The sequence below is a fragment of the Enemella evansiae genome, assembly GCF_002250705.1.
Classification (GTDB): Bacteria; Actinomycetota; Actinomycetes; order Propionibacteriales; family Propionibacteriaceae; genus Enemella; species Enemella evansiae.
Genome location: NZ_NMVP01000004.1, coordinates 1 through 21,980 on the forward strand (window position 1 = coordinate 1; position 21,980 = coordinate 21,980).

Sequence of the window (21,980 nt, forward strand, 5' to 3'; positions counted from 1 at the left end):
ACCCAGCCCGACCCCGGCCGCCACGCCGACCCCCGGGCCGACCGCCTCCCCGACGCCGGCACCGGTCGCCCAGCGGGCCGCCGCGGCGCCGACCACCGACCCGAACCTGCCCAAGGAGGGCAGCATCATCGGGCAGAAGTGGACCGCGATGGGCGGCTACAACAGCTGGCTCGGCGCCCCGGTCGCCCCCGAGGTCTGCGGGCTGCGCGACGGCGGCTGCTTCCACCGCTTCACCGGCGGCACCATCTACTGGTCCCCGGCCAGCGGTCCCTGGAGTGTGCGCGGATCGATCGCCCAGGCCTGGGGCAACTACGCCTGGGAGCGCGGCCGGCTCGGCTACCCGATCTCCGACGAGCGCTGCGACCTGCGCGACGGCGGTTGCGTGCAGACCTACCAGGGCGGCCTCTTCTACTGGTCCGGCGCCTCCGGTGCCAACCCGGTCTGGGGCTCGATCCGCGAGGGTTATGCCGGAGTGGCCTGGGAGAACAGCAAGCTCGGTTACCCGATCGAGGGTGAGTTCTGCGGGCTGCGCGACGGTGGTTGCGCGCAGCGTTACCAGGGCGGACTGATGTATTGGTCGCCGGCTTCCGGCCCCCGCCCGGTCTGGGGTTCGATCGGCCAGGGATACGCCCGGGTCGGTTTCGAGACCGGCAAGCTCGGTTACCCGATCGAGGGTGAGTTCTGCGGGTTGCGCGACGGTGGTTGTGCGCAGCGTTACCAGGGCGGGTTGATGTATTGGTGGCCCGCCTCCGGCCCGGCCCCGATGTGGGGAGCCATCAGCCAGGCGTACGCCGGCGCCGGTTTCGAGACCGGCCCGCTCGGCTACCCGACCGAAGGTGAGTTCTGCGGACTGCGCGACGGCGGCTGCGCCCAGCGACTGCAGGGCGGAATGATCTACTGGTCGCCGCCGTCGGGTTCGCATCCGGTGCGTGGCGCGATCCTCGCCGGGTACGCCGCTCAGGGCTGGGAGGCCGGCCGGCTCGGTTACCCGACCTCCTCGGAGTTCGGCACCGGTGGCACGATCACCCAGAACTTCCAGGGCGACAAGCTGGTCTACAACCCGGCCACCGGTTCGGTCGACAACGGCGCCCCGGTGCTGAACGGCGAGAAGTGCGTGGCCTCGCTCTACAGCGAGGGTCAGCTGACCGCCTCCGGTGAATACTTCAACCCGAACGCGATGACCGCGGCCCACAAGACGCTGCCGTTCAACACCTGGGTCCGGGTGACCAACCTGGCCAACGGGCGCAGCGTCGACGTCCGGATCAACGACCGCGGCCCCTACGTCGCCGGCCGCTGCATCGACCTGTCCACCGCCTCCTTCTCCGCCATCGGCGACCCGCGGCAGGGCCTGATCAACGTCGACGTCACGCCCCTTTGATGTCGGCTCGCGCGCGGCGCGCCATCACCCCGCTCTTCGGCCCAGTCGTCGAAATCCGCGCGGTGGGTCGGCGGATGGTGGCGTGAGCCACGCGGGGATTTCTCCTTGGTGGGCCTGCATCGCGGGGGCGCGCCGCTGGACGCTCGCCTCCCGTGATGTCGGCTCGCGCGCGGCGCGCCATCACCCCGCCCCTCGGCCGGCCGCGTCCCATCCATCGAATCCTCGGTGCATCAGTGGATTGCTAGAGGGAAAGGGGTATGCACTGACGAGTCGATGGATCGCGTCCGGGGTTCCGGCATGAGAGGAACCTCAGCGGACGTTCACCGATCGGTCACCTGCTGGCCGGGTGGGCGTACCGGGCGGTGAGTTGGATGGGTGGGTCTGCACTCGATGAAGGGACTCCCCATGACCGACTCCGTCACTCGCCGTGGCTTCCTCGGCGGCTCCGCCGCCGTGCTCGGCTTCGCCATCAGCGGCGCCGGCAGCCTGGCGCCGTTCGTCCGTGAGGCCGCTGCCGCCACCAAGCCCGCGCTCGGTTACGGGCCCCTGCAGTACACCCCGGGCGCCATTCTCGCGCTGCCCAAGGGGTTCAGCTACACGGTGATCGCCGAGTCCGGCAAGGCCAGCGGCGGCATGGTGCAGCCCTCCGATCCGGACGCGATGGGTGTCTTCGACGCCGGCAACGGCGCCAGCACGCTGATCTCCAACCACGAGATCGGCGGCTCCGAGAAGTACGCCGTTCCGCATCAGGACAGCGGCGTCGTCTATGACACCGGCGCCCGCGGCGGCACCAGCACCTTCCTGATCGACGCCCAGAACAACGTGCGGGAGCACTACACCTCGCTGGCCGGCACCATCAACAACTGTGCCGGCGGGGTGTCCCCGTGGAACACCTGGCTGACCTGTGAGGAGACCGAGGCCCGCGCCGGTGGTGCGCTGACCAAGGATCACGGCTACGTCTTCGAGGTCGACCCGGCCAGCCAGCAGGCCAACGTGGGCATGGCGCCGATCCCGCTGAAGTTCCTCGGCCGGTACGCCCACGAGGCGGTCGCGGTGGATCCCGAGACGTTCCACATCTACCTCACCGAGGACGCCGGCAACCCCAACGGTCTCTACTACCGCTGGACCCCGCCGGCCGGTTTCACCGGTGGTCTGCACTCGCTGCACAAGCTCGCCAAGGACGGCGCCGTCGAGGTCGGTGCGCTGGAGGCGATGAAGTGCTTCGACGAGGCCGGCAACCACGTCCGCGACCTGGCCCAGGCCACCGAGGTGAACACCAGGTACCGCGTCGAATGGGTCAAGGTCCCCGACCGCGACGCCCGCACCCTCAGCGTCCGCAAGCAGTTCACCGAGGACCAGATCACCCGCTCCCGCAAGCTCGAGGGCCAGTGGTGGGGTGACGGCGGTGCCTACTTCGTCGCCAGCTTCGCCCGCACCTCCGACGGTTCGGTCGCCGAGCACGACGGCCAGGTCTGGCACTACGACCCGAGCAAGCAGCGGATCACCCTGACCACCATCTTCGGGGTGAATCCGAACCCGGACGAGGAGGGCACCAACTTCGACGGCCCGGACAACATCACCGTCTCCCCCTACGGTGGCCTGATCCTGGCCGAGGACGGCGACGGCAAGCAGCATCTGGTCGGCATCACCGAGCAGGGCAAGGCCTATCCGCTGGCGCTCAACCAGGTCAACGATTCCGAGTTCTGCGGCCCGGTGTTCAACAAGGCCGGCACCACGCTGTTCTGCAACATCCAGAGCGGCCCCGGTTACACGCTGGCCATCACCGGCCCGTGGGGCCGTCCGTCGAACGGTGCACCGAACTCCAACGGCGGCAAGAAGAACAGGTGACCCCCGAACGCGCCGTCCGGATCGGAATCCCTGTCCCCGTGGGGATTCCGGACCGGGCGGCGCCCGCCGTCGACTGAGCGAGGAACGCAGTCACCAGACGAAGTCACTGGTGCGGCGTACGCTCATCCCGCAGCAGGGTGACCACCCGGCGGATCTCGGTGAGCGCCTCGCGCCCGGTCTCGGAGATCTCATCGAGTGCCTGGGCGGCCAGCTCGGGACGCTTCCGGGAGGCGGCGCGACCACCCTCGGCCTGCACGACCATCTGCGACACCGAATGGGTCACGATGTCGTGCAATTCGCTGGCGATCTGCTGGCGGACAAGAGTTTCCTGCAACTGCCGGTTCCGCTCCCGTTCCGCCAGGATCGTCTCGGCGGCCTCCTGTGCGGCGCGGGCCCGGTTCTTGTCCTCGATCGCGGTCTCCAGCCGCCGGCGGCCGATGATGTAGGGCGTCAGCACCATCAGCCCGCAGCCCAGCACCGTGAGCGTGGCGATCTCCGGGTTCCAGCCGCGATCCGGCTCGTACCAGGTGATCGGGCCGGCGATCGAGGCCAGCGCACCGATCGCTACCGCCACCCGGGACCAGCGGGACCGGACCAGCCGCGCGACCGAGTAGGCGACGATCGGGACCACCACCAGCGAGGGCAGCGGCCGGTCGGTGACGAACAGGTGCGCGATCCCGGCCGCGGTGACCAGCGCCAGCATCACCATCGGGTGTCGGGTACGCAGTAACAGCGGGACCACCATCGCCACCCCGACCACCGCCTGCGCGGGGGTGGCGTACGCCCAGAACCCCAGCGACACCGCGACCAGCCCGGGCAGCACCAGCGTCATCAGCACCACCAGGCCGAACAGCACGAGGTCTTCGTGCGCGCCCTGGGTCACTGAGGTCCTGCCGCGGAACATGTCCCCACGGTAATAGGCTCACCCCCATATGACACCCCTCTCGACGCAACGACCACCGGCCGACGAGGCAGCCCGGGTCCAGGAGTTCTGCACCCGCCACGGCCTGCCCGGGGTGGTCGACGTGCACACCCATTTCATGCCCGAACGGGTGCTGACCAAGGTGTGGGCCTTCTTCGACCAGCTCACCGAGCACCCCGAACACGGCCCGCTGCGCTGGCCGATCAGCTACCGCCACGACGAGGGCCAACGGCTGGAAATCCTGCGCTCCTTGGGTGTCCGCCGCTTCACCTCTCTGCTCTATCCGCACCGACCGGGGATGGCCGAGTGGTTGAACGACTGGGCCACCGACTTCGCCCGGCGTACCCCCGACTGCGCGCACAGTGCCACCTTCTATCCCGAGGAGTCCGCCGCCGGCTACGTGGCCAAGGCGCTGGCCGACGGTGCGGTGATCTTCAAGGCCCACGTCCAGGTCGGCGGTTACGATCCGCTGGATCGGTTGCTGGAGAAGGTATGGGGGCAACTCGCCGACTCGAGTACGCCGACGGTCATCCACTGCGGCAACGGCCCGAATCGCGGCCGGCACACCGGCCCGGAGCCGATCGCCGAGCTGCTCCGCCGGCACCCCCGGCTTCCGCTGGTGATCGCGCACGCCGGAATGCCCGAGTACGCCGATTTCCTCGCCCTGGTGGAAAAACACGAGAATGTCTGGCTGGACACCACGATGGTGTTCACCGACTTCACCGAACGGCTGATGCCCTTCCCGACCGAGCTGCTGCCCAGGCTCGCCGACCACGGGGACCGGGTGGTGCTGGGCACCGACTTCCCGAACATCCCCTACCCCTATCTGCACCAGCTCGAGGCGCTGGAACGCCTCGAGCTGGGCAGCGGGTGGCTGCGTCAGGTCTGCTGGGACAACGGCGTACGCCTCATCGGCGCGCCCTGATCCCGGACGCCATCAGGCCGGTGCGTCGCCCTTCGCGGTGGCGTTGATCTGGAACATCGCCCCCTGCGGGTCGGCCACGGTGGCGAACCGTCCGAACGGCGAATCCTCCGGACCGTCGAGCAGCTTGCCGCCCAGCTCGGTGATCTTCGCCACCGCCGCGTCGGTGTCGTCGACGGCCAGATAGATCCGCCAGAACGACGGCGAATCACCGATGAAGTTCTTCGCATCGCACAGGCCGGCGGCCGCCTCCGGGCCCTCGCCGAAGGTCGAATAACGGAAGCTGGTGTCGTCGGGATCCATCGGGCTGAGCGTCCAGCCGAAAACCCTTTCGTAGAAGGGCGCAACGGCATCGTAGTCGGTGCTCATCAGCTCGAACCAGACCGGCGTACCCTGCGTCTGCGGGGTCTCGAAGCCGGCGAACTCCTTGACCTCCCAGGAGCCGATCGCGGCACCGCTCGGGTCGGTGTAGATGGCCATCGACCCCAGCTCACCGACCGGCATCGCGTCGAACAGCACCTGCCCGCCGTTGTCCTTCACCGCCTGCACGGTGGCGGCATTGTCCTCGCTGCGCAGATAGACACCCCAGGCCGTCGGCGCGGACCCGTCGCCCATCTCCGAACTCATCGCCCCGCCGACGGGCAACCCGTCCTTGGTGATCATCTGATAGTGACCGAAGTCTTCACCGGTGTCGGTGAACTCCCAGCCGAACAGTTCGCTGTAGAACTTCTTCGCGCCCTCGGTGTCCGGGGTGGACAGGTCGATCCAGATCGGGGCACCGGTGCGGGTATTGCTGGCCATGCTCTCTCCTCGAGTCAAGCGACCGGTCACCCGACCGGTGGGCCTCACGCTAGACCTCCCCGCACCGCCCGCGCTTGTCCGATCTTGCGGCATCCGCGATCCATCGAACCCTCGCGCCATCCATGGAGTGCTGCAGCACGCGACGGATGCACCCAGGGTTCGATGGATCGCGGCTCCGGGCGGCGACGGGGCCGCGCGACGCGGGTACGCTCACCGGTATGGACCAGCAGGAGATCGAGGCCTTCTGGGCCGATGCGCGGGTACGTGCCGGGCTGAACCCGGCCCACGCCCTCACCGGCCCCACCACCTCGGAGTCGATGCCGCCGCCCGCCTGGTCCTTCGGCGCCGATCCGGACCAGGCCGACCGGCTGCTGCAACTGGTCCTCGACGGCACCAAGACCGCCACCGCGAGCGCCGAATGGGACTACAAGGTCGAGGGGGAGGCGCTGCCGACCCCCGGTGACCTCTCGATCATCCTCGACGGCGCCGGCCATCCCCGCGCCCTGATCCGGACCACCGAGGTCAGTGTGGTCCCGTTCGACCAGGTGGATTCCGATCATGCGTACGCCGAGGGCGAGGGCGACCGGTCGCTGGCGGGTTGGCGCGAGGTGCACCAGCAGTTCTTCACCCAGCACGCCGGCCACGACCGGGGTTTCAGCGCCGACATGCCGGTGGTGCTGGAGCGGTTCAAGGTGCTCGTCACCCGGTGAACCACCGTCTCGGCGACGCCGGACCGGCGCGTAGGCTTTCACCATGTCTGACACCGCTGTCGACCGGGACACCGCCATCGAGGCCGCACTCGCCGACCTCGCCACCGGCCTGCCCGAGGGAGTGCTGAGCACCGACCCCGACGTGCTGGCCAGCTACAGCATCGACCGGGCGATGTTCGCCGAGCCGGGCCGCCCGATCGCGCTGGTCCGCGCCCGGGACCGCGAGCAGGTGCAGCACGTGATGCGGACCGCGACGAGACACCGGATCCCGGTCGTCCCCCAGGGCGCCCGCAGCGGCCTCTCCGGCGCGGCGACCGCGAGCGACGGCTGCATCCTGCTGAACGTCGAGCGGATGAACCAGATCGTCGAGATCGACCCGGCCAACCGGCTCGTGGTCACCCAGCCCGGCATCTTCAACGCCGACCTGTCCCGGGCCGTCGGCGAACACGGGCTCTACTATCCGCCGGACCCCTCGAGTTGGGAGTTCTGCTCGATCGGCGGCAACCTGTCCACCAACTCCGGCGGCCTGTGCTGCGTGAAATACGGTGTCACCACCGACTATGTGCTCGGCCTGGAACTGGTGCTCGCCGACGGGCAGGTGCTGCGCACCGGTCGGCGTACCGTCAAGGGCGTCGCCGGTTACGACCTGACCAAGCTGATCGTCGGCTCCGAGGGCACTCTCGGTGTGATCACCGAGGCCACCTTGATGCTGCGGCCGAAGACCGAGCAGCCGCTCACCGTCGTCGCCACCTACGGCTCCTGCGAGGAGGCCGCCGCCGCGGTCTCGGCCGTCGTCGCCTGCGGCGTCCAGCCCTCGCTGCTGGAGTTCATGGACCGGGCCAGCATCGACGCGGTCAACGAGGCCTTCAACATGGGCTTCGACGACGACGTGCAGGCGGTGCTGCTGGCCCAGTCCGATATCGGCGGTGATCATGCGGTACGCCAGATCGCGCAGCTCGAGGAATGCTTCGCCGCGGCCGGTGGCGATGCGATGGTCGCCGAGGACCCCGCCGAGGGAGAGGCGCTGCTCGCCGCCCGCCGGCAGGTGCTGACCGCCTTCGAGCGCTTCGGCACCACGATGATCGACGACGTCTGCGTACCGCGCGACAAACTGGTCGAACTGGTGCACGGCACCCGCGCGCTGGCCGAGAAGTATTCGTTGATGGTCGGGGTCGTCGGACATGCCGGCGACGGGAATTTCCATCCCACCGTGTGTTTCGACCCGACCGATGCCGAGCAGACCCGCCGCGCCCAGGAACTCTTCGACGCGATCATGGAGCTCAGCCTCGACCTCGGCGGCACCATCACCGGCGAGCACGGTGTCGGCACGCTCAAGCTCGATCTGCTGGAGCGTGAGGTCGGGCAGCTGTCGCTGGAACTGCATCGCCGGGTGAAGGCCGCCTTCGACCCGCTCGGCATCCTCAACCCGGGCAAGGTCTTCCGGGCCTGACAAGAAGGAAAGATCCGCCGTTCGCGGCGTGACCGCCGGGCCGGTGGCTGCCTACCGTCGGGGGAGTTCACCCGACGAGGAGCTCCCCGATGACCGAGACCGCCCAGCCCACCGGACTCTCCCGGCGTACCATCCTCGGCGGCGCCGCCGGACTCGGTGTCGTCGGCCTCGGCCTGGGTGCGGCCACCCTGCCCGCCCTGGCGGCGCCCAGCAAGCCGAAGATCCATCCCGCCTCGGCCTGGGGTGCGGTGAAGCCGGACCAGACCATCGAGACGCTGAACTACAAGCCGACCTATCTGGTGGTGCACCACACCGCGAGCGCCAACACCTCGGATTTCTCGCAGCAGCAGGCCTTCGCGCTGGCGCGCAGCATCCAGCGGCAACACATGAACCAGGGCTGGGGCGATTCCGGGCAGCAGTTCACGATCAGCCGCGGCGGCTACATCATGGAGGCCCGGCAGGGCACCCTGGCGGCGCTCAGCACCCGCAAGAAGTTCGTCCGCGGGATCCATGCCCCGGGGATGAACCGGCGCGGGATCGGCATCGAGAACGAGGGCATGTACACCGAATGGTTGCCGCCGAAGAAGCAGTGGGATGCGCTGGTCAGCCTGCTCGCCTACCTCTGCTTGGCCTACGGCATCCCCACCAACCGGATCATCGGACACAAGGACGACAAGGAATCGGCCACCCGCTGCCCCGGTGAGCTGTTCCACTCGAAGCTGACGCAGTTGCGTGCGGATGTGGCGAAGAGGTTGAAGGGTACGCCGGTGGTCACCCCGACGCCGACGAAGACCCCGACGAAGAAACCGACGAAGACACCCACCCGCAAGCCGACGCCGACGAAGTCCCCGACGGCGACCGGGTCGCCGACCAGGACCCCGTCCGGTAAGCCCACACCGACCGCGACGAAGACCCCGACCGGCAAGCCCACCCGGACCGCGACCCCGACGAGGACCGCGACCCCGACGCGGACGGCGACACCCGAGCAGACCGCGACCCCGCGGCCCACCGCCAGCCCCACGGCGACCCCGACCGCCGATCCCACGCTCGAGCCGACGGTCGCGCCCACCACGGCACCGACCACCGCGCCCACGACCAGCGCACCCCGGACCCCGGCGCCGACCCGTACCCCGCGGCGGCAGCAGCCACCGGTCGAGGTGCCGATCCCCGAGCCCGGTCATCGGGTGAACCCGAACGAGCTGCCGATCGCCGCCGACGGCAACGAGGCGGCCGGCGACCCGAATGTCGGACCGAGCACCGACCGACCCGCCAACCCGGCCGCCGCCAGCGACCCGCGACCGGCCCGCCCGGCGCAGCCGGAGAGCACCGGCGGCCTGGCCTCCACCGGTGTCGGCCGCCGCGGCGCCCTCCGCGGCGTACTCGACCTGTTGCTGGACTGAGCCGTTCACCGACCGGCGGAATCGGCCGAAGGTCTGGCCCCCGCACCGAAACCCGGGCACCATCGGTGCATGGACGCCGACGCCCTCGATCAGCTGCTGCAGCGGGTGAGCGAGCGTGCCGGGCGGCGCCGGGCCGCGGGGCTGGTCGCCGCCCATGACGATCTGGCCGAGGTGTCGGTCGCGCCGGGACGCTGGGTGGTCCGCAGCCATTCGATGGAGCACGTCGCCGACGAGACCGGCATCCACTGCTGGCAGGTGCTGTCCGCGGCCGGCGCCCGCCCGGTCGAGCACGACCATCCGCCGGGTTGGGTGCATCCGCTGGTCGGCATGCTGTGGCCGGACCGGTTGCCGGTCTGGGGCCGGCCGGGGGACCGGTTCCGCCCGGTGCAGATGATCGAGGGGATGCACGGCCCCGCCCAACTGGTGCTGCGCACCGCGCGCCCCCTGCTCGCCGGCGAACCGCCCGGCGCGGTGGGCACCCTGGAGCTCGACCCGGAGCTGCTCTGCTGCACCAGACTGGAGCTGCCGGCCAGCACCTGGACGCTGCGCGAATACCGCACGATCGCCGAAACCCGGCCCGGACCGCCCGATAGGGTCGGCCCATGACGAGTCGCCCGGCCGAGTCGACACCCACCACCTCCGGCAAGAAACCAGAGGGACTGCTGACGGTGTTGATCGCGCTGGCCGCCAATGCGCTGATCGCCACCGCGAAGACGGTCGTCGCACTGATCACCGCCTCGGCGTCGATGGTCGCCGAGGCCGCGCACTCCTGGGCCGACACCGGCAACGAGGTGCTGCTGCTGATCGCCGAGCGACGTTCGGTACGCCCCCGCGATCGCTCCCATCCGCTCGGCTACGGCCGGGAGGCGTACGTCTGGGCGATGATCGCCGCCTTCGGGTTGTTCACCGCCGGTTCGATCCTGTCGATCACCCACGGCATCTCCCAACTCACCGCGACCGAGCAGGAGGCGGTGGACTACAAGTGGGCCTACATCGTGCTGGCGATCTCCTTCGTGCTGGAAGGGATCTCGTTCAGCCAGGCGGTACGCCAGACCAGGAGCTCCGCGCGGGCCGCCGGGCTGCGGCCGATGCGGTATGTGCTGCGCACCTCCGAGACCACCCTGCGGGCGGTCTTCTTCGAGGACCTGGCCGCGCTGATCGGCCTGCTCATCGCCGGTGCCGGCATCGGCCTGCACCAGCTCACCGGAAATGCCGTCTTCGATGCGCTCGGCTCCATCCTGGTCGGCATCCTGCTCGGCGTGGTGGCGCTCATCCTGATCGTCCGCAACGGGCAGTTCCTGGTCGGCGAATCGGTCGATCCGGTGCTGCAGAACAAGGCCCTCGAGTCGCTGCTGGGGATGCCCGATATCGACCGGGTGACCTACCTGTGGCTCGAATACGTCGGCCCCTCGCGGGTCTATCTGGTCGCCGCGGTCGACATGTCCCGCGATGACACCGAATCGGTGCTGCAGCGGCGGATGCAGGCGATCGAGGACGACCTGGAGCGGGCGGATTTCATCGAGCGGGCGCGGCTCACGCTGTCCGCCCCCGATGAGCCGGCGCTGCTGCCCGGTGATCCCGGGGTGAACGATCCCAACCCGAGGAAGGTGTCATGAAACTCTCCCGAGCCGGCCGCTGGGCCGCCGCCGGTGCCGCCGCCTGGTTGGTGAACCGGCGCCGCCAGGTCGAGGAGGTGCCCCGCGAGCTGCGGGCGCCGCAGCTCTATCTGCCGTTGGACCTGCCGCACCCGCTGGTCGCCGAGGCGCTGCAACGGATCCCGATCCGGGTGCCCGATCCCGAGGGGGTCGAGGTGACCCGGCGGCGGGTCACCTCCCCGGAGGCCTTCGGCGCCGACGTGCTGATCTACCGGGCCTGGCCGCAGGCCGCCGAGACCGGGGCCGCGGTGCTGTGGATCCACGGCGGTGGCCATGTGATGGGCAGCGCCGCGATCGACCACGAGCTGTGCGCCTGGCTCTCCCGCGAACTGCGGCTCCCGGTGGTCAGCGTGGACTACCGGCTGGCGCCCCGGCACCCGTTCCCGGCCGATCTCGACGACTGCTTCGCCGCGCTGCGCTGGCTGCAGGAGAACGCCGCTGAACTCGGGGTCGACCCGGAGCGGATCGCCGTCGCGGGGGCCAGCGCCGGCGGCGGGCTGGCCGCCGCGCTGGTCCAGCGGACCCACGACGCGGGCCATCCGGTCTGCTTCCAGGCGCTGGTCTATCCAATGCTCGACGACCGCACCACGCAGATCCGTGACCACGGCAACCGGGGCCGGTTCGGCTGGACCCAGACCTCCAACCGGGTCGCCTGGCAGGCCTACCTCGGCCATCCGCTCGACGAGGGGGAGGACCGCCCGTACGCCGCCCCCGCGCGGCGGGAGGACCTGAGCGGGCTGCCGCCGGCCTGGATCGGGGTCGGCGACCTCGACCTGTTCCTGCCCGAGGACGAGGCGTACGCCGCCCGGCTCCGCGAGGCGGGGGTGCCCTGTCAGCTCGACATCGAACCCGGCATGTACCACGCCGCCGACGTGTTCCGCCCCGAGGCCGAATCCATGCAGGTCTTCCGCGGCAAGATGATGGACGCGCTGCGCCGCGCGCTGCGGATCACGGCCTGACCCCCCGGTTGCGAGTTTGTCAGCGACTATGGCCGGTCCACTGCGCGGGCACGGGCGATAACTGCTGACAAACTCGCTCCCATTCACAGTTTCTGTGAATCTCTCAGCAAACGTTGCAGTTGCTCTCAGGGAGGCGTACGTTCCCGGACGTTGTCACCGCGGCAACCCGCTACGGCGGTGAACCAAGGAGAACCATGTCCACTTCCACGAAGATCGCCCGCCGCCTGCTCGGCGCCGGCGCCCTGGGCGGGGTCCTGGTCGCATCTCTCTCGACCGCGGCCTTCGCCTGTGAGCGCACCGGTGGCTCGAGTTCGAGTTCCGGTTCGCAGCAGCGCACCGTCGCCAGCCGGAGCGCATCCTCCGACGACGGCAGCCAGCAGCGCAGCTCCCATCACCACACGAAGCACAGCCGCAGCCACGCCGGTTCGACGGGCAGCGGGTCGAGCGATTCCAATGCCAGCGGCAATCGCACGGTCTCGCGGGTGAGCAGCGGGGCCAGCGCCGGGGCCAGCAGCGCCGGTACCACCAGCACCGGGACGGCGAGCACCGGTGGCACCACCTGCACCGCCTCGATGTATGACGAGGGTCAGCTCACCGCCACCGGTGAGCAGTTCGATCCGCAGGGCCTCACCGCCGCCAGCCTGACCCTGCCGCTGAACTCGACCGCCACCGTCACCAATCCGCAGAACGGCAAGTCGGTGACCGTGCGGATCAACGACCGCGGCCCCTACATCAGCGGCCGCTGCATCGACCTGTCCGCGGGCGCATTCGCCGCCATCGGTGATCCCAACGACGGGTTGATGCAGGTCAACGTCGCTCCGGCGGGGTGATCCCGAGCGGCAGCAGCAACGCGTAGCTGCTCAGGCATTTGCCGTGGCCATCGAGGGTGGGGGCGCCGGTGACGCCCCCACCCAGCACCCCGGGCAGCCGGAACACCATCCCGGGCAACTGCGGCAGCACGGTCCGCTGCACCGGGCCGGTGACAGTGTGGCCGAAGTGCTCGGCCATTCGCTGCTCGGTCACCTCGGCGACCAGCTGATCGAAGTTTTCCTTGTTTCGTGGGAAAACCGCCAGGATCAGGGTGTCACCCTTGTCCCCGGTCCGTGCGGTCGCCAGTTCGTCCAGAATCATCGGTACGCCCCCTGAGGCTCGGCGAGGTGCGGTCGGTCGAGCTGCACCGAGGCCCGGATCTCGTTGCTGGGCAGGGAAACCGAGCGGATCGCGATCACCTCGTGATGGGACTGCCGGGATCCGCCGCCACCGGCCGGCCCGTTGGTGTAGAGGCCCTCGACCTCCTGACCCACCAACCGGGCCCGTTCGGCGGTCGCGGCGCGGCCGACGACCCGGAGCCGGACCTCGATCGGGTCCTCAGCACCCCGGTACGATGCCATCTCGGGTCGCAGCCGGAGCGCGGCACCGGCACCGATCAGCTCGACGAAGAGCTCCTCCGCGGCGAATCCGTGCAGTTCCTGCAACCGCTCGATCGTGACCTCGGCGGCCAATCGGGCCCGCTCCAGGGCGCGCGGACCGGCATAGCTCAACTGCCCCTCGCCCTGCCAGCCGCTGCGGAAACCGACGGTGACCTTGAGCGTCGGTGGCCGGGGCTTCCCGCTGGCCCCCTCGGCGCGCACCCGGTCCGGGCCGAGCTCGGTGAACCGGACCGCGGAGAAGTCCGCGACCACGTCGGGGGTCAGATAGTTCGCCGGGTCGTCGACCTCATAGAGCAGCTGCTCGGCACAGGTCTGCGCGTCCAGCCGGCCACCGCTGCCGGCCGGTTTCCCGAAGATCGCGTTGCCGTCGGAATCCACATCGGCGAAGGGAAAACCGAGCCGGGCCAGCCCCGGTACGGGCTTGGTCACCGGATCGGCGAAGTAGCCACCGGTGAGCTGGCCGGCGCACTCCAGCAGGTGCCCGACCAGGGTGCCGCGGCCGAGCCGCTGCCAGTCCTCGGTCGCCCAGCCGAACTCGTGCACCAGCGGCGCCAGATAGAGCGCCGGATCCGAGCAGCGGCCGGTGATCACCACGTCGGCACCGGTGGCCAGTGCCTCGACGATCGGCGCGCAGCCGAGATAGGCGTTCGCCGAGATCACCGGTTCGTCGATCTCGCCGAGGCGCCGGCCGTCCTCCCAGGTGGGTGGATCGAGCCGGCGTACCGCAGCCAGCACATCGTCTCCCTCGATCACGGCGACCCGCACCTCGCCCAGTCCGAGCTCGTCGGCCACCCGGCGTACCAGCTCCCCGGCCGCCCGCGGATTCGCGGCGCCCGAGTTGGTGATGATCCGGGTCCGGCCGACGCAGTGCGGCAGCACAGCCCGCATCCGCTCGGCCAGCATCGGGTCGTGGCCGCTGCTGGGATCGGCCAGCCGGCGGGCCTGGCCGAGGGCCACGGTGCGTTCGCCCAGGCACTCGAAGATCAGGTAGTCCAGCTCACCGTCGCGGGCGATCTGCACCGCCGGATCGATCCGGTCCCCGGCGAACCCGGCTCCGGCGCCCAGCCGGATCGTGCGTGACCCCGGATCGGCAGTCAGTTCGCCCACAGCGGCACCGCCCCGGTCAGCATGGCCACCGCGAGCATGATCAGGCTGGCCGCCCAGGCCCAGCCGATCAGGCTTCTGATGTGCCGGCCGATGTCGACCCCGGCCAGCCCCACCAGCAGATAGAACGAACCGGTCAGCGGGCTGATCGGGAAGCCGACGGTTTCCTGCCCCAGCAGGGAAGCCTGTGCCAGATCGACCGGGCTGACACCGAGTTGCTGACCCACCCCGGCGAGCACCGGCAGGACGCCGAAGTAGTAGGGATCGGGGCCGAAGAGCAGGCTCAGCGGGACCCCGAGGATGCCGACGATCAGCGGCAGCGCCGGCCCGGCGGCCTGCGGGATCAGCGAGGCCACCGACTGCGCCATCGCGTCGATCATCCTGGTCCCCTCCAGGATGCCGAGGAAGACCCCGGCGGCGAGCAGGGTGGTGGCCATCAGCATCGCCCCGTGCGAGTGCGCCTCGATCCGTTTCGTCTGCTGCTTCAGACCGGGGAAGTTCACCAGCAGCGCGATCACCACGCCGCAGAGGAAGATCAGCTCCGGGGTGGAGACGGTGGCGATCATCGCGCCGATCACCACCACGGTGAGGATCACGTTGAACCAGAACAGCTTCGGTCGGCGCAGCGCCCGGTCCTCCTCGCTGAGCACCTCTCCGGCGCCCCCGGAACCGCCGGTGGAGCGTCCGCCCCCGGAGTTGTCGTCCACCGATCCTTCCGGTGGGCCACCCACCCGGCTGGCACCACCCGCGCCACCCGCGTCACCCGCGTCACCCCCGACGGCCGCCGCGCCGACGGTCTCGGCCACCGGATCGAGCCGGGCGATCCGACGCTGCTCGCGGCGGCCGATCAGCACCGCGAACACCAGCGCGGCGATGATGCCGGTGATCTGGGCGGGGATCAGCGGGATCCAGAGTTCGTTGGCGGGCACCTTGACCGTCGTGGCGGCGCGCGCGGTCGGGCCGCCCCAGGGCAGCAGGTTCATCACCCCGGCCCCCAGGCCCACGCAGGTGGTCAGCGCCAACCGGCTCATCCGCAGCTTGTCGAAGACCGGCAGCATCGCCGGGATCGCGATCAGGAAGGTGGTGGCGCCGGCGCCGTCTAGATGGACGCAGATCGCCAGCAGCGTGGTGGCGAAGCACACCTTCACCGGTGCATTGCCGGCCACCCCCACCAGCCGCTTGATGATCGGGTCGAACATCCCGGCATCGCGGAGGACGCCGAAGAAGACGATCGCGAAGATGAACATCGCCGCGGTCGGCGCGACGCTCTTGATCCCGGCGGCGGCGTACTTGCCGATGTCGGTGAAGCCGAAGCCGGCGATCAGCGCGGCCACCACCGGTACCCCGGCCAGCGCGACCACGGCCGCGACCCGGTTGGTGAGCAGCAGGACCAGGATCACCGCAATGGCCAGGAAGCCCATCAGCGTCAACATGCGCAGCTCCTTCGCTGGGTCGGCACGGGCAGCACCGGTGGTGCCCCCACCTTGAGCGGTCGGACCTCTGCCTGTCCAACATCAATCGGCGATAGATTCATGCACCGTGAGCATTGATCTGGATCTGCGGCAGCTGCGCGCCCTGGTCGCGGTCGCCGACGCCGGCGGGTTCACCGCCGCCGCCGAGCGGCTCCGGATCGCCCAGTCCTCGTTGAGCCGCACGGTCGCGGAGGTGGAGCGCCGGCTCGGCCGGCCGGTGTTCGAACGGACCACCCGCTCGGTGGTGGTCACCGCGACCGGCGAACAGGTGCTGGCGATCGCGCGGGAGTGCGTGAGTGGCCACGAGCGGGCGATGCGGCAGCTCGACGGGTTGCTGGCGGGCAGCTCCGGCCGGGTGGCGCTGGCCGCCCTGCCCTCGATCGCGGCCGGGCTGCTGCCCCCGGCGATCGCCCGGTTCCGCGCCGAACGCCCCGGCGTGGAGCTGATCGTCCAGGACGGGCTCGCCGCGGACGTGGAGGAGCTGATCCGGCGGGCCGAGGTCGATCTGGCGTTCTCGGTGGCCCCGCCGACGGGGGAGTCGTTCCGGGTCCGCCGGATCGCCAGGGATCGGTTCTGCTGCGTCTTCCCCGGGGATCATCGGTACGCCGCAGCGGACGGCGAGCTGGCATGGGCCGAGTTGGCCGGAGAGGACTTCGTCCGGTTCACCACCGCCAGCAGCATCCGGCGGCATGTGGACCGGATCCTGGGTGACCAGCAGCTCGACCTCGGTGAGCAGGCCGAGGCCCGCAACGTCGGTGCCGTCGCCGGGTTGGTCGCCGCCGGGATGGGCGTCTCGGTGGTACCGGGGCTGGTGCTGCCGATGATGGCCTTCGCCGGGCTCCGGCACCGGCCGCTGACCGCACCCGAGGCGTACCGGGGGATCCAGCTGCTGCAACTTCGGGACCGGGTCCCGGCACCCGCGGCCGCCGCCCTGATCGACCTGCTGGACGCGATGGCCGGCACCGGCAGCCCGCTGCCGCCGGCCGTCGAATGGGTGCCGCGCGGGGACTGAGACCGGCCGAGGGTGCCGGCCGCGCACCAGACCGTGGTCCCCGGCGTACACCCAGGGGTCAGACCAGGGGCCAAGCCTGGCGTCCGACCGACCGCACGACCCGATCCGCCGCCTAGGGTGGTGGACCGTGACTGATGGACTGGGTGGCGCACGTCGAGTGGCCGGTGGCCGACCGCGGCGACCTGCCTGGCCCGGTTTCGGCGGCCCCGCGCTGTGGACCGCGATCGGCACCTATCTGCCCGGGCTCGGGCTCTGGAAGGCCGGCCGGCGCCGGCTCGGCCTGGGCATCCTGGCGGTCTGGTTCGCGGCCCTGCTCGGCCTGCTGCTGGTCGGCCTGCTGGACCGCTCGCAGCTGCTCCGGGTCGCGGTCAACCCCGTGCTGCTGCGGGTGCTGACGGTGATCCTGCCGGTCATCGGGCTGATCTGGTCCGGGATCGTGGTGCTCACCCATCTGCTGCTCCGCCCGGCCGGCTGGGACCGGCTGCGCCGCGGCCTGGGAGCCGGGCTGGTCGGCGTACTCTGCTTCTCGGTCACCGCACCGCTCGCCGTCGCCGCCGTCTACGCCTGGGACCAGGCGAACCTGGTCGGCGGGGTCTTCCGCGGCAGCGACCAGATCAAGTCGCAGACCGCGCCCCGGCTGGACAACGCCGATCCGTGGAAGAACAAGCCGCGGGTGAACATCCTGATCCTCGGCGGCGATGCCGGCAAGGACCGCACCGGGGTGCGTACCGACAGCCTGATGGTCGCCAGCATCGACACCCGGACCGGTGCCACCACCCTGATCGGCATCCCGCGCAACACCGCCCGGATGCCCTTCCCGGCCGACTCGCCGCTGAAGCAGTACTACCCGAACGGCTTCTATGGCGGCGACTCCTCCGACCAGGAGTACTTCGTCAACTCGATGTGGGACAACCTGCCGCAGCAGGTGCCGGCCGATGTGCTCGGCCCCACCGACAACCTGAGCGCCGATGCGTTGAAGCTGTCGGTCGGGGAGGCCACCGGGTTGCCGATCGACTACTACCTGCTGGTCGAGATCTCCGGGTTCAAGGCGCTCGCCGACGCCCTCGGCGGGATCACGGTGAACATCAACACCTGGGTGGCGATGGGTGGCGACACCGACGCCGGCATCAAGCCCTCGAAGTGGCTGCGGCCCGGTCCGAACCAGAAGCTGGACGGCACCGAGACCCTCTGGTTCGCCCGCGGCCGCTACGGTGCCGACGACTTCCAGCGGATGGACCGGCAGCGCTGCACGGTGCTGGCGATCATCGAGCAGGCCAATCCGGCCAACATGCTGGCCCGGTACGAGGCGATCGCCGCCGCCTCCAAGGACATGGTGCAGACCGACATCCCGCAGGAGGTGCTGCCGGCCATCGTCGAGCTGTCGAACAAGGTGAAGACCGCCCCGGTGCGCTCGGTCACCTTCAAGCACGGCGTCGACGGCTTCTACTCCACCAACCCCGATTTCGCGCTGATGCGGGCCCGGGTCGACCTCGCCATCAAGCAGTCCGAACCGGCGGCCCCGTCGGCCCCCGGGGCCGGGCAGCCGGCGCCGACCGGTGCCGCTCCCTCGGCCCCGACCGCCGGGCAGGCCCCGGCCCCCGCCACCCCGAGCGTCCGGCGTACCCTGCCGGTCGGCAACGCCCCCGGTACGCCGAGCAGCACCCCGGTCGCCTCCAGTGACGACCTCAAGTCCGCCTGCGGTTACGACCCGGTGCAGGCCGAGGCCGCGCTGGCGAACCCGCCCTTCTGAGCCGACGCGAAGCCGCCGATCTGAGGCGTACGCCCCATCGTCCCGCTAGGATTTGCCGGGTCGCCGCACCGGCGTACCCGGGAGACAGCCCGCAGAGACTGGAGGACCGATGGCTGGTGGACTCGCCGCCCTGCTCGACGACGTGGCCGCAATCGCCAAACTGACCAGCGCCGCGGCCGGCAAGGCCGCCGGCGTGGTGGTCGACGACGCCGCCGTCACCCCGCGCTACGTCCGGGGCTTCAGCCCGGCCCGCGAGCTGCCGATCATCTGGCGGATCGCGCTCGGTTCGCTGCGCAACAAGCTGATCGTCATCCTGCCGCTGGCGCTGCTGCTCAGCGCCTTCCTGCCCTGGTTGCTCACCCCGATCCTGATGATCGGCGGCACCTATCTGTGTTACGAGGGCGCGGAGAAGATCTGGGAGCTGATCAGCGGTCACCACGCCGCCGAGGAGAACCAGCCCGCCACCGAACAGGGCAAGGAGTTCGAGGACAAGATGGTCCGCGGCGCCATCACCACCGACTTCATCCTGTCCGCCGAGATCATGGTGATCACCCTCAACTCGGTCGCCAGCCAGCCGCTGCTGCAGCGTGCGGTCGTGCTGATCGTCGTCGGCATCCTGATGACCGCGGTGGTCTACGGCGCGGTCGCGCTGATCGTGAAGATGGACGACATCGGCCTGAAGATGACCGAGCGGGACTCCGCGGGCGCCCAGCGCCTCGGCCGGGGTCTGGTCGCGGCGATGCCGAAGGTGCTCAGCGTGCTGTCCACCGTCGGGATCGTGGCGATGCTCTGGGTCGGCGGGCACATCCTGCTGGTCGGCGTCGGTGACCTGGGTTGGAAGGCGCCCTATGACCTGGTGCTCGCCCTCGAGGCGCCGGCGGAGCACGTGCCCGGCGTGGGCGGTTTCCTGGGCTGGCTGGTGAACACCTTCTTCTCCGCGGTCGCCGGGCTGATCGTCGGCGCGGTGGTGGTGCTGATCATGCACCTGCTGCCGTTCAAGAAGAAGAAGGCCGAAAAGGCCCACAAGACCGCCGGTGAGGGCGAATCCGGTCAGCAGTCGCATACCCCCCGGGAGTGAGGGGAATAAATCCTCTCGGACAGCGTTGAGCCGATGTCCCGCTGATCGAGAGGAGCGAGAGATGGACAACCTGTACCTGTACGAGACCGCTGTGGCGGCCTTCGAGGAGCGCGACTACCGCAGCGCCGGGCAGTTGTTCGCCGACCTGCTCGAGGCGGAACCGGAGAACCGCAATGTGCGCGAGTACGTGGCCCGTTGCCACTATCACCGGGCCGCCCTGGGCAAGGCCGAGGCGGAGCTGCGCACGTTGCTCGAGCAGGATCCGACCAACGAGTACGCCCAGCTGCTGCTGGCCCGCGCGCTGGAGCGCCAGAACCGGCCCGAGGAGGCCGCCGGCGTACGCCGGGTGCTCGCGGTGCTGACCGGTGACGACCGGCACCTGGCCGGTCATGAGCTCGGGTAGCAGCGGCGAGCGTCGGTAAGCGCACCCCCGCTCTGGAAGAGCATCAAGGAGAAATCCTCGCGTTGGTCAGTCGTTCGTACTGAGTCGGCGCGGGGATTTCGACGACTGCGATGAAGGGCGGGGATTGGGTGCGCGGGCGCGAGCCGCAGGAGGATGTGTGCATTCTGTCGGAGTCCGGTTAGGGTGCCCGCATGGATGCAGCGCAGCAGTTGATCGAGACCGTCGGCGGGGCCTTCTGGACGTGGTTGTTGCTGCCGGTGGTGGTGATCACCGGGCTCTACTTCACGATCCGGACCCAGGTCGTGCAGATCCGGATGTTCCCGGCGATGCTGCGTACCCTGCGTGACCCGGTGCCGAACACCCCGAGCGAGGCGAAGCCGATCTCCTCGTTCCAGGCGTTCTGCGTCTCCGCCGCCTCCCGGGTGGGTGTCGGCAACATCGCCGGCGTCGGCACCGCGATCGCCACCGGCGGGCCCGGTGCGGTCTTCTGGATGTGGCTGATGGCGGTCATCGGTGCCTCCTCGGCGTTCATCGAGTCGACGCTGGCGCAGATCTACAAGCGGGTCGACCCCGACGGGTCGTTCCGTGGCGGACCGGCCTACTACATGCAGTACGGGTTGGGCCGGCGCTGGATGGGCATCCTGTTCGCGATCGTGCTGGTGCTCTGCTTCCCGCTGGCGTTCTCCTCGCTGCAGGCCAACACGATCACCGACGCGATCACCAACACCACCGGTTGGACCGGCAGCTCCGCCAACCTGACCGTCGGCATCGTGCTCGCGGTGCTGACCGCCGCGGTCGTCTTCGGCGGCATGCGCCGGATCGCCAACGTGGCCGACAAGATCGTCCCGATCATGGCGATCCTCTATCTGATCGTCGGCCTGGTGATCGTGGTCATCAACATCCAGAACGTGCCCACGATGATCGGCAGCATCTTCGCCGACGCGTTCACCCCGAACGCCGCCACCGGTGGCGCGATCGGCACGGTGATCCTGATCGGCGTGCAGCGCGGCATGTTCTCCAATGAGGCCGGTCTCGGCTCGGCGCCGAACGCCGGCGCCTCGGCGGCGGTCACCCATCCGGCCAAGCAGGGCTTCGTGCAGAGCCTGGGCGTCTATTTCGACACCTTGGTGGTCTGCAGCATCACCGCCTTCATCATCCTCAGCTCCCGCCCGGATGTGACCAATGCGCCGAAGGGGATCACCCTCACCCAGGAGGCGATGGTCAGCGGGCTCGGTTCGTGGGCCGGGGTGCTGTTGACGGTGATCATCTTCCTGCTGGCGTTCAGCTCGATCCTCGGCAACTACTACTACGGCGAATCCAATGTGGGCTTCATGTTCGGCGAGAGCCGGACGGTCCTCGCCAGCTATCGGGTGATCGCGGTGGCCGCCATCCTGGTCGGCTCGCTGCTGTCGGCGCAGCTGGTCTGGAGCACCGCCGACCAGATCATGGGCGTGATGGCCCTGGTCAACCTGATCGCGATCCTGCTGCTGTCCGGGTTGGGGCTGCGGACGCTCAGCGATTACAGCCGGCAGCTCAAGCAGGGCAAGGATCCGGTCTTCGTCGCCTCCGAGGTCGGCGTACCGGGGCACCTCGAGTTCTGGCAGAGCCGCGGTCAGGTGACCGGGGAGCCAGAGGCCGACGCCCCGACCGGCAGCGCGCCGACCGGTCGCAACTAGGCTGGGGCTC

General features: G+C 69.9%; 20 protein-coding genes. 15 read left to right on the forward strand and 5 right to left on the reverse strand.

The window, feature by feature from the left end; genetic code table 11:
* The first annotated feature begins 148 nt into the window (after positions 1-148).
* The gene (locus BI335_RS05070; RefSeq protein WP_229119459.1) at positions 149-1,378 is read left to right on the forward strand and encodes a septal ring lytic transglycosylase RlpA family protein; all 1,230 of its coding nucleotides are present in this window, start codon (positions 149-151) and stop codon (positions 1,376-1,378) included.
* A 405-nt stretch (positions 1,379-1,783) separates the two neighbouring features.
* A complete protein-coding gene (locus BI335_RS05075; RefSeq protein WP_094355302.1) occupies positions 1,784-3,226 on the forward strand; it encodes an alkaline phosphatase PhoX in 1,443 nt (480 codons plus the stop codon).
* Between the two features lie 103 nt (positions 3,227-3,329).
* On the opposite strand, the gene BI335_RS05080 is transcribed toward BI335_RS05075, so the two are convergent.
* Positions 3,330-4,130, reverse strand: a complete 801-nt coding sequence (locus BI335_RS05080; RefSeq protein WP_094429861.1) for a DUF7134 domain-containing protein — start codon at positions 4,128-4,130, stop codon at positions 3,330-3,332.
* Between the two features lie 28 nt (positions 4,131-4,158).
* On the opposite strand from BI335_RS05080, the gene BI335_RS05085 reads away from it, so the two are divergent.
* Positions 4,159-5,073 (forward strand): amidohydrolase family protein, encoded by a 915-nt coding sequence (locus tag BI335_RS05085; RefSeq protein WP_094429862.1) that lies wholly within the window; start codon positions 4,159-4,161, stop codon positions 5,071-5,073.
* Between the two features lie 12 nt (positions 5,074-5,085).
* Here the strand turns inward: BI335_RS05085 and BI335_RS05090 are convergent, their stop codons facing one another.
* Positions 5,086-5,871 carry a VOC family protein gene (locus tag BI335_RS05090; RefSeq protein ID WP_094427075.1) on the reverse strand — a complete coding sequence of 262 codons (786 nt, stop codon included), beginning with the start codon at positions 5,869-5,871 and terminating at the stop codon, positions 5,086-5,088.
* A gap of 218 nt (positions 5,872-6,089) precedes the next feature.
* Between BI335_RS05090 and BI335_RS05095 the strand changes: the two genes are divergently transcribed.
* From BI335_RS05095 to BI335_RS22455, 7 genes are all read left to right on the forward strand, one after another.
* A complete protein-coding gene (locus tag BI335_RS05095) occupies positions 6,090-6,581 on the forward strand; it encodes an ASCH domain-containing protein (protein WP_094355328.1) in 492 nt (163 codons plus the stop codon).
* A 43-nt stretch (positions 6,582-6,624) separates the two neighbouring features.
* Complete coding sequence (locus BI335_RS05100) at positions 6,625-8,031, forward strand: FAD-binding oxidoreductase (RefSeq protein ID WP_094429863.1); 1,407 nt, start codon at positions 6,625-6,627, stop codon at positions 8,029-8,031.
* Between the two features lie 89 nt (positions 8,032-8,120).
* Entirely contained in the window at positions 8,121-9,431 is a 1,311-nt protein-coding gene (locus BI335_RS05105; RefSeq protein ID WP_094429864.1) for a peptidoglycan recognition protein family protein, read from the forward strand.
* A gap of 69 nt (positions 9,432-9,500) precedes the next feature.
* On the forward strand, positions 9,501-10,037 hold the full coding sequence (locus BI335_RS05110; protein WP_094355296.1) for a hypothetical protein: 537 nt from the start codon (positions 9,501-9,503) through the stop codon (positions 10,035-10,037).
* Positions 10,034-11,047, forward strand: a complete 1,014-nt coding sequence (locus tag BI335_RS05115; protein WP_094355295.1) for a cation diffusion facilitator family transporter — start codon at positions 10,034-10,036, stop codon at positions 11,045-11,047. The genes BI335_RS05110 and BI335_RS05115 overlap by 4 nt, the downstream gene beginning before the upstream one ends.
* A complete protein-coding gene (locus BI335_RS05120; RefSeq protein WP_094429865.1) occupies positions 11,044-12,045 on the forward strand; it encodes an alpha/beta hydrolase in 1,002 nt (333 codons plus the stop codon). Before BI335_RS05115 ends, BI335_RS05120 begins: the two co-directional genes overlap by 4 nt.
* 194 nt (positions 12,046-12,239) lie before the next feature.
* The gene (locus BI335_RS22455) at positions 12,240-12,875 is read left to right on the forward strand and encodes a septal ring lytic transglycosylase RlpA family protein (RefSeq protein WP_094429866.1); all 636 of its coding nucleotides are present in this window, start codon (positions 12,240-12,242) and stop codon (positions 12,873-12,875) included.
* Here BI335_RS22455 and BI335_RS05130 read toward each other — a convergent pair.
* Genes BI335_RS05130 through BI335_RS05140 form a run of 3 tightly spaced genes read right to left on the reverse strand, consistent with a single transcriptional unit; the run spans position 12,853 to position 16,012 of the window.
* A complete protein-coding gene (locus tag BI335_RS05130; RefSeq protein WP_094429867.1) occupies positions 12,853-13,176 on the reverse strand; it encodes an AtuA-related protein in 324 nt (107 codons plus the stop codon). The genes BI335_RS22455 and BI335_RS05130 overlap by 23 nt on opposite strands.
* The gene (locus BI335_RS05135) at positions 13,173-14,582 is read right to left on the reverse strand and encodes an acyclic terpene utilization AtuA family protein (RefSeq protein WP_229119454.1); all 1,410 of its coding nucleotides are present in this window, start codon (positions 14,580-14,582) and stop codon (positions 13,173-13,175) included. The genes BI335_RS05130 and BI335_RS05135 overlap by 4 nt, the downstream gene beginning before the upstream one ends.
* Positions 14,570-16,012, reverse strand: a complete 1,443-nt coding sequence (locus BI335_RS05140) for a CitMHS family transporter (RefSeq protein ID WP_094429868.1) — start codon at positions 16,010-16,012, stop codon at positions 14,570-14,572. The genes BI335_RS05135 and BI335_RS05140 overlap by 13 nt, the downstream gene beginning before the upstream one ends.
* A 106-nt stretch (positions 16,013-16,118) precedes the next feature.
* On the opposite strand from BI335_RS05140, the gene BI335_RS05145 reads away from it, so the two are divergent.
* The 5 genes from BI335_RS05145 to BI335_RS05165 all read left to right on the forward strand — a co-directional run bounded on the left by BI335_RS05145 (position 16,119) and on the right by BI335_RS05165 (position 21,970).
* Entirely contained in the window at positions 16,119-17,063 is a 945-nt protein-coding gene (locus BI335_RS05145) for a LysR family transcriptional regulator (RefSeq protein ID WP_094429869.1), read from the forward strand.
* 127 nt (positions 17,064-17,190) lie between these two features.
* Complete coding sequence (locus BI335_RS05150) at positions 17,191-18,813, forward strand: LCP family glycopolymer transferase (protein ID WP_144009074.1); 1,623 nt, start codon at positions 17,191-17,193, stop codon at positions 18,811-18,813.
* Positions 18,814-18,922: 109 nt separating this feature from the next.
* A complete protein-coding gene (locus tag BI335_RS05155) occupies positions 18,923-19,891 on the forward strand; it encodes a DUF808 domain-containing protein (protein WP_094429871.1) in 969 nt (322 codons plus the stop codon).
* Positions 19,892-19,952: 61 nt separating this feature from the next.
* Complete coding sequence (locus BI335_RS05160) at positions 19,953-20,294, forward strand: tetratricopeptide repeat protein (protein ID WP_094427062.1); 342 nt, start codon at positions 19,953-19,955, stop codon at positions 20,292-20,294.
* Between the two features lie 191 nt (positions 20,295-20,485).
* Positions 20,486-21,970, forward strand: coding sequence for an alanine/glycine:cation symporter family protein (locus tag BI335_RS05165; protein ID WP_094355286.1), 1,485 nt, complete (start codon positions 20,486-20,488; stop codon positions 21,968-21,970).
* The last annotated feature ends 10 nt before the right edge of the window (positions 21,971-21,980 follow it).

What these genes read in the sequence shown, in the direction of transcription:
- BI335_RS05160 (WP_094427062.1), top strand. Translation starts at nt 19,953, where the DNA reads ATGGACAACCTGTACCTGTACGAGACCGCTGTGGCGGCCTTCGAGGAG.
- BI335_RS05075 (WP_094355302.1), top strand. Translation starts at nt 1,784, where the DNA reads ATGACCGACTCCGTCACTCGCCGTGGCTTCCTCGGCGGCTCCGCCGCC.
- BI335_RS05105 (WP_094429864.1), top strand. Translation starts at nt 8,121, where the DNA reads ATGACCGAGACCGCCCAGCCCACCGGACTCTCCCGGCGTACCATCCTC.
- BI335_RS05115 (WP_094355295.1), top strand. Translation starts at nt 10,034, where the DNA reads ATGACGAGTCGCCCGGCCGAGTCGACACCCACCACCTCCGGCAAGAAA.
- BI335_RS05085 (WP_094429862.1), top strand. Translation starts at nt 4,159, where the DNA reads ATGACACCCCTCTCGACGCAACGACCACCGGCCGACGAGGCAGCCCGG.
- BI335_RS05130 (WP_094429867.1), bottom strand. Translation starts at nt 13,176, where the DNA reads ATGATTCTGGACGAACTGGCGACCGCACGGACCGGGGACAAGGGTGAC.
- BI335_RS05165 (WP_094355286.1), top strand. Translation starts at nt 20,486, where the DNA reads ATGGATGCAGCGCAGCAGTTGATCGAGACCGTCGGCGGGGCCTTCTGG.
- BI335_RS05080 (WP_094429861.1), bottom strand. Translation starts at nt 4,130, where the DNA reads ATGTTCCGCGGCAGGACCTCAGTGACCCAGGGCGCGCACGAAGACCTC.
- BI335_RS05090 (WP_094427075.1), bottom strand. Translation starts at nt 5,871, where the DNA reads ATGGCCAGCAATACCCGCACCGGTGCCCCGATCTGGATCGACCTGTCC.
- BI335_RS05070 (WP_229119459.1), top strand. Translation starts at nt 149, where the DNA reads ATGGGCGGCTACAACAGCTGGCTCGGCGCCCCGGTCGCCCCCGAGGTC.
- BI335_RS05095 (WP_094355328.1), top strand. Translation starts at nt 6,090, where the DNA reads ATGGACCAGCAGGAGATCGAGGCCTTCTGGGCCGATGCGCGGGTACGT.
- BI335_RS05140 (WP_094429868.1), bottom strand. Translation starts at nt 16,012, where the DNA reads ATGTTGACGCTGATGGGCTTCCTGGCCATTGCGGTGATCCTGGTCCTG.
- BI335_RS05100 (WP_094429863.1), top strand. Translation starts at nt 6,625, where the DNA reads ATGTCTGACACCGCTGTCGACCGGGACACCGCCATCGAGGCCGCACTC.
- BI335_RS05155 (WP_094429871.1), top strand. Translation starts at nt 18,923, where the DNA reads ATGGCTGGTGGACTCGCCGCCCTGCTCGACGACGTGGCCGCAATCGCC.
- BI335_RS05120 (WP_094429865.1), top strand. Translation starts at nt 11,044, where the DNA reads ATGAAACTCTCCCGAGCCGGCCGCTGGGCCGCCGCCGGTGCCGCCGCC.
- BI335_RS05110 (WP_094355296.1), top strand. Translation starts at nt 9,501, where the DNA reads ATGGACGCCGACGCCCTCGATCAGCTGCTGCAGCGGGTGAGCGAGCGT.
- BI335_RS22455 (WP_094429866.1), top strand. Translation starts at nt 12,240, where the DNA reads ATGTCCACTTCCACGAAGATCGCCCGCCGCCTGCTCGGCGCCGGCGCC.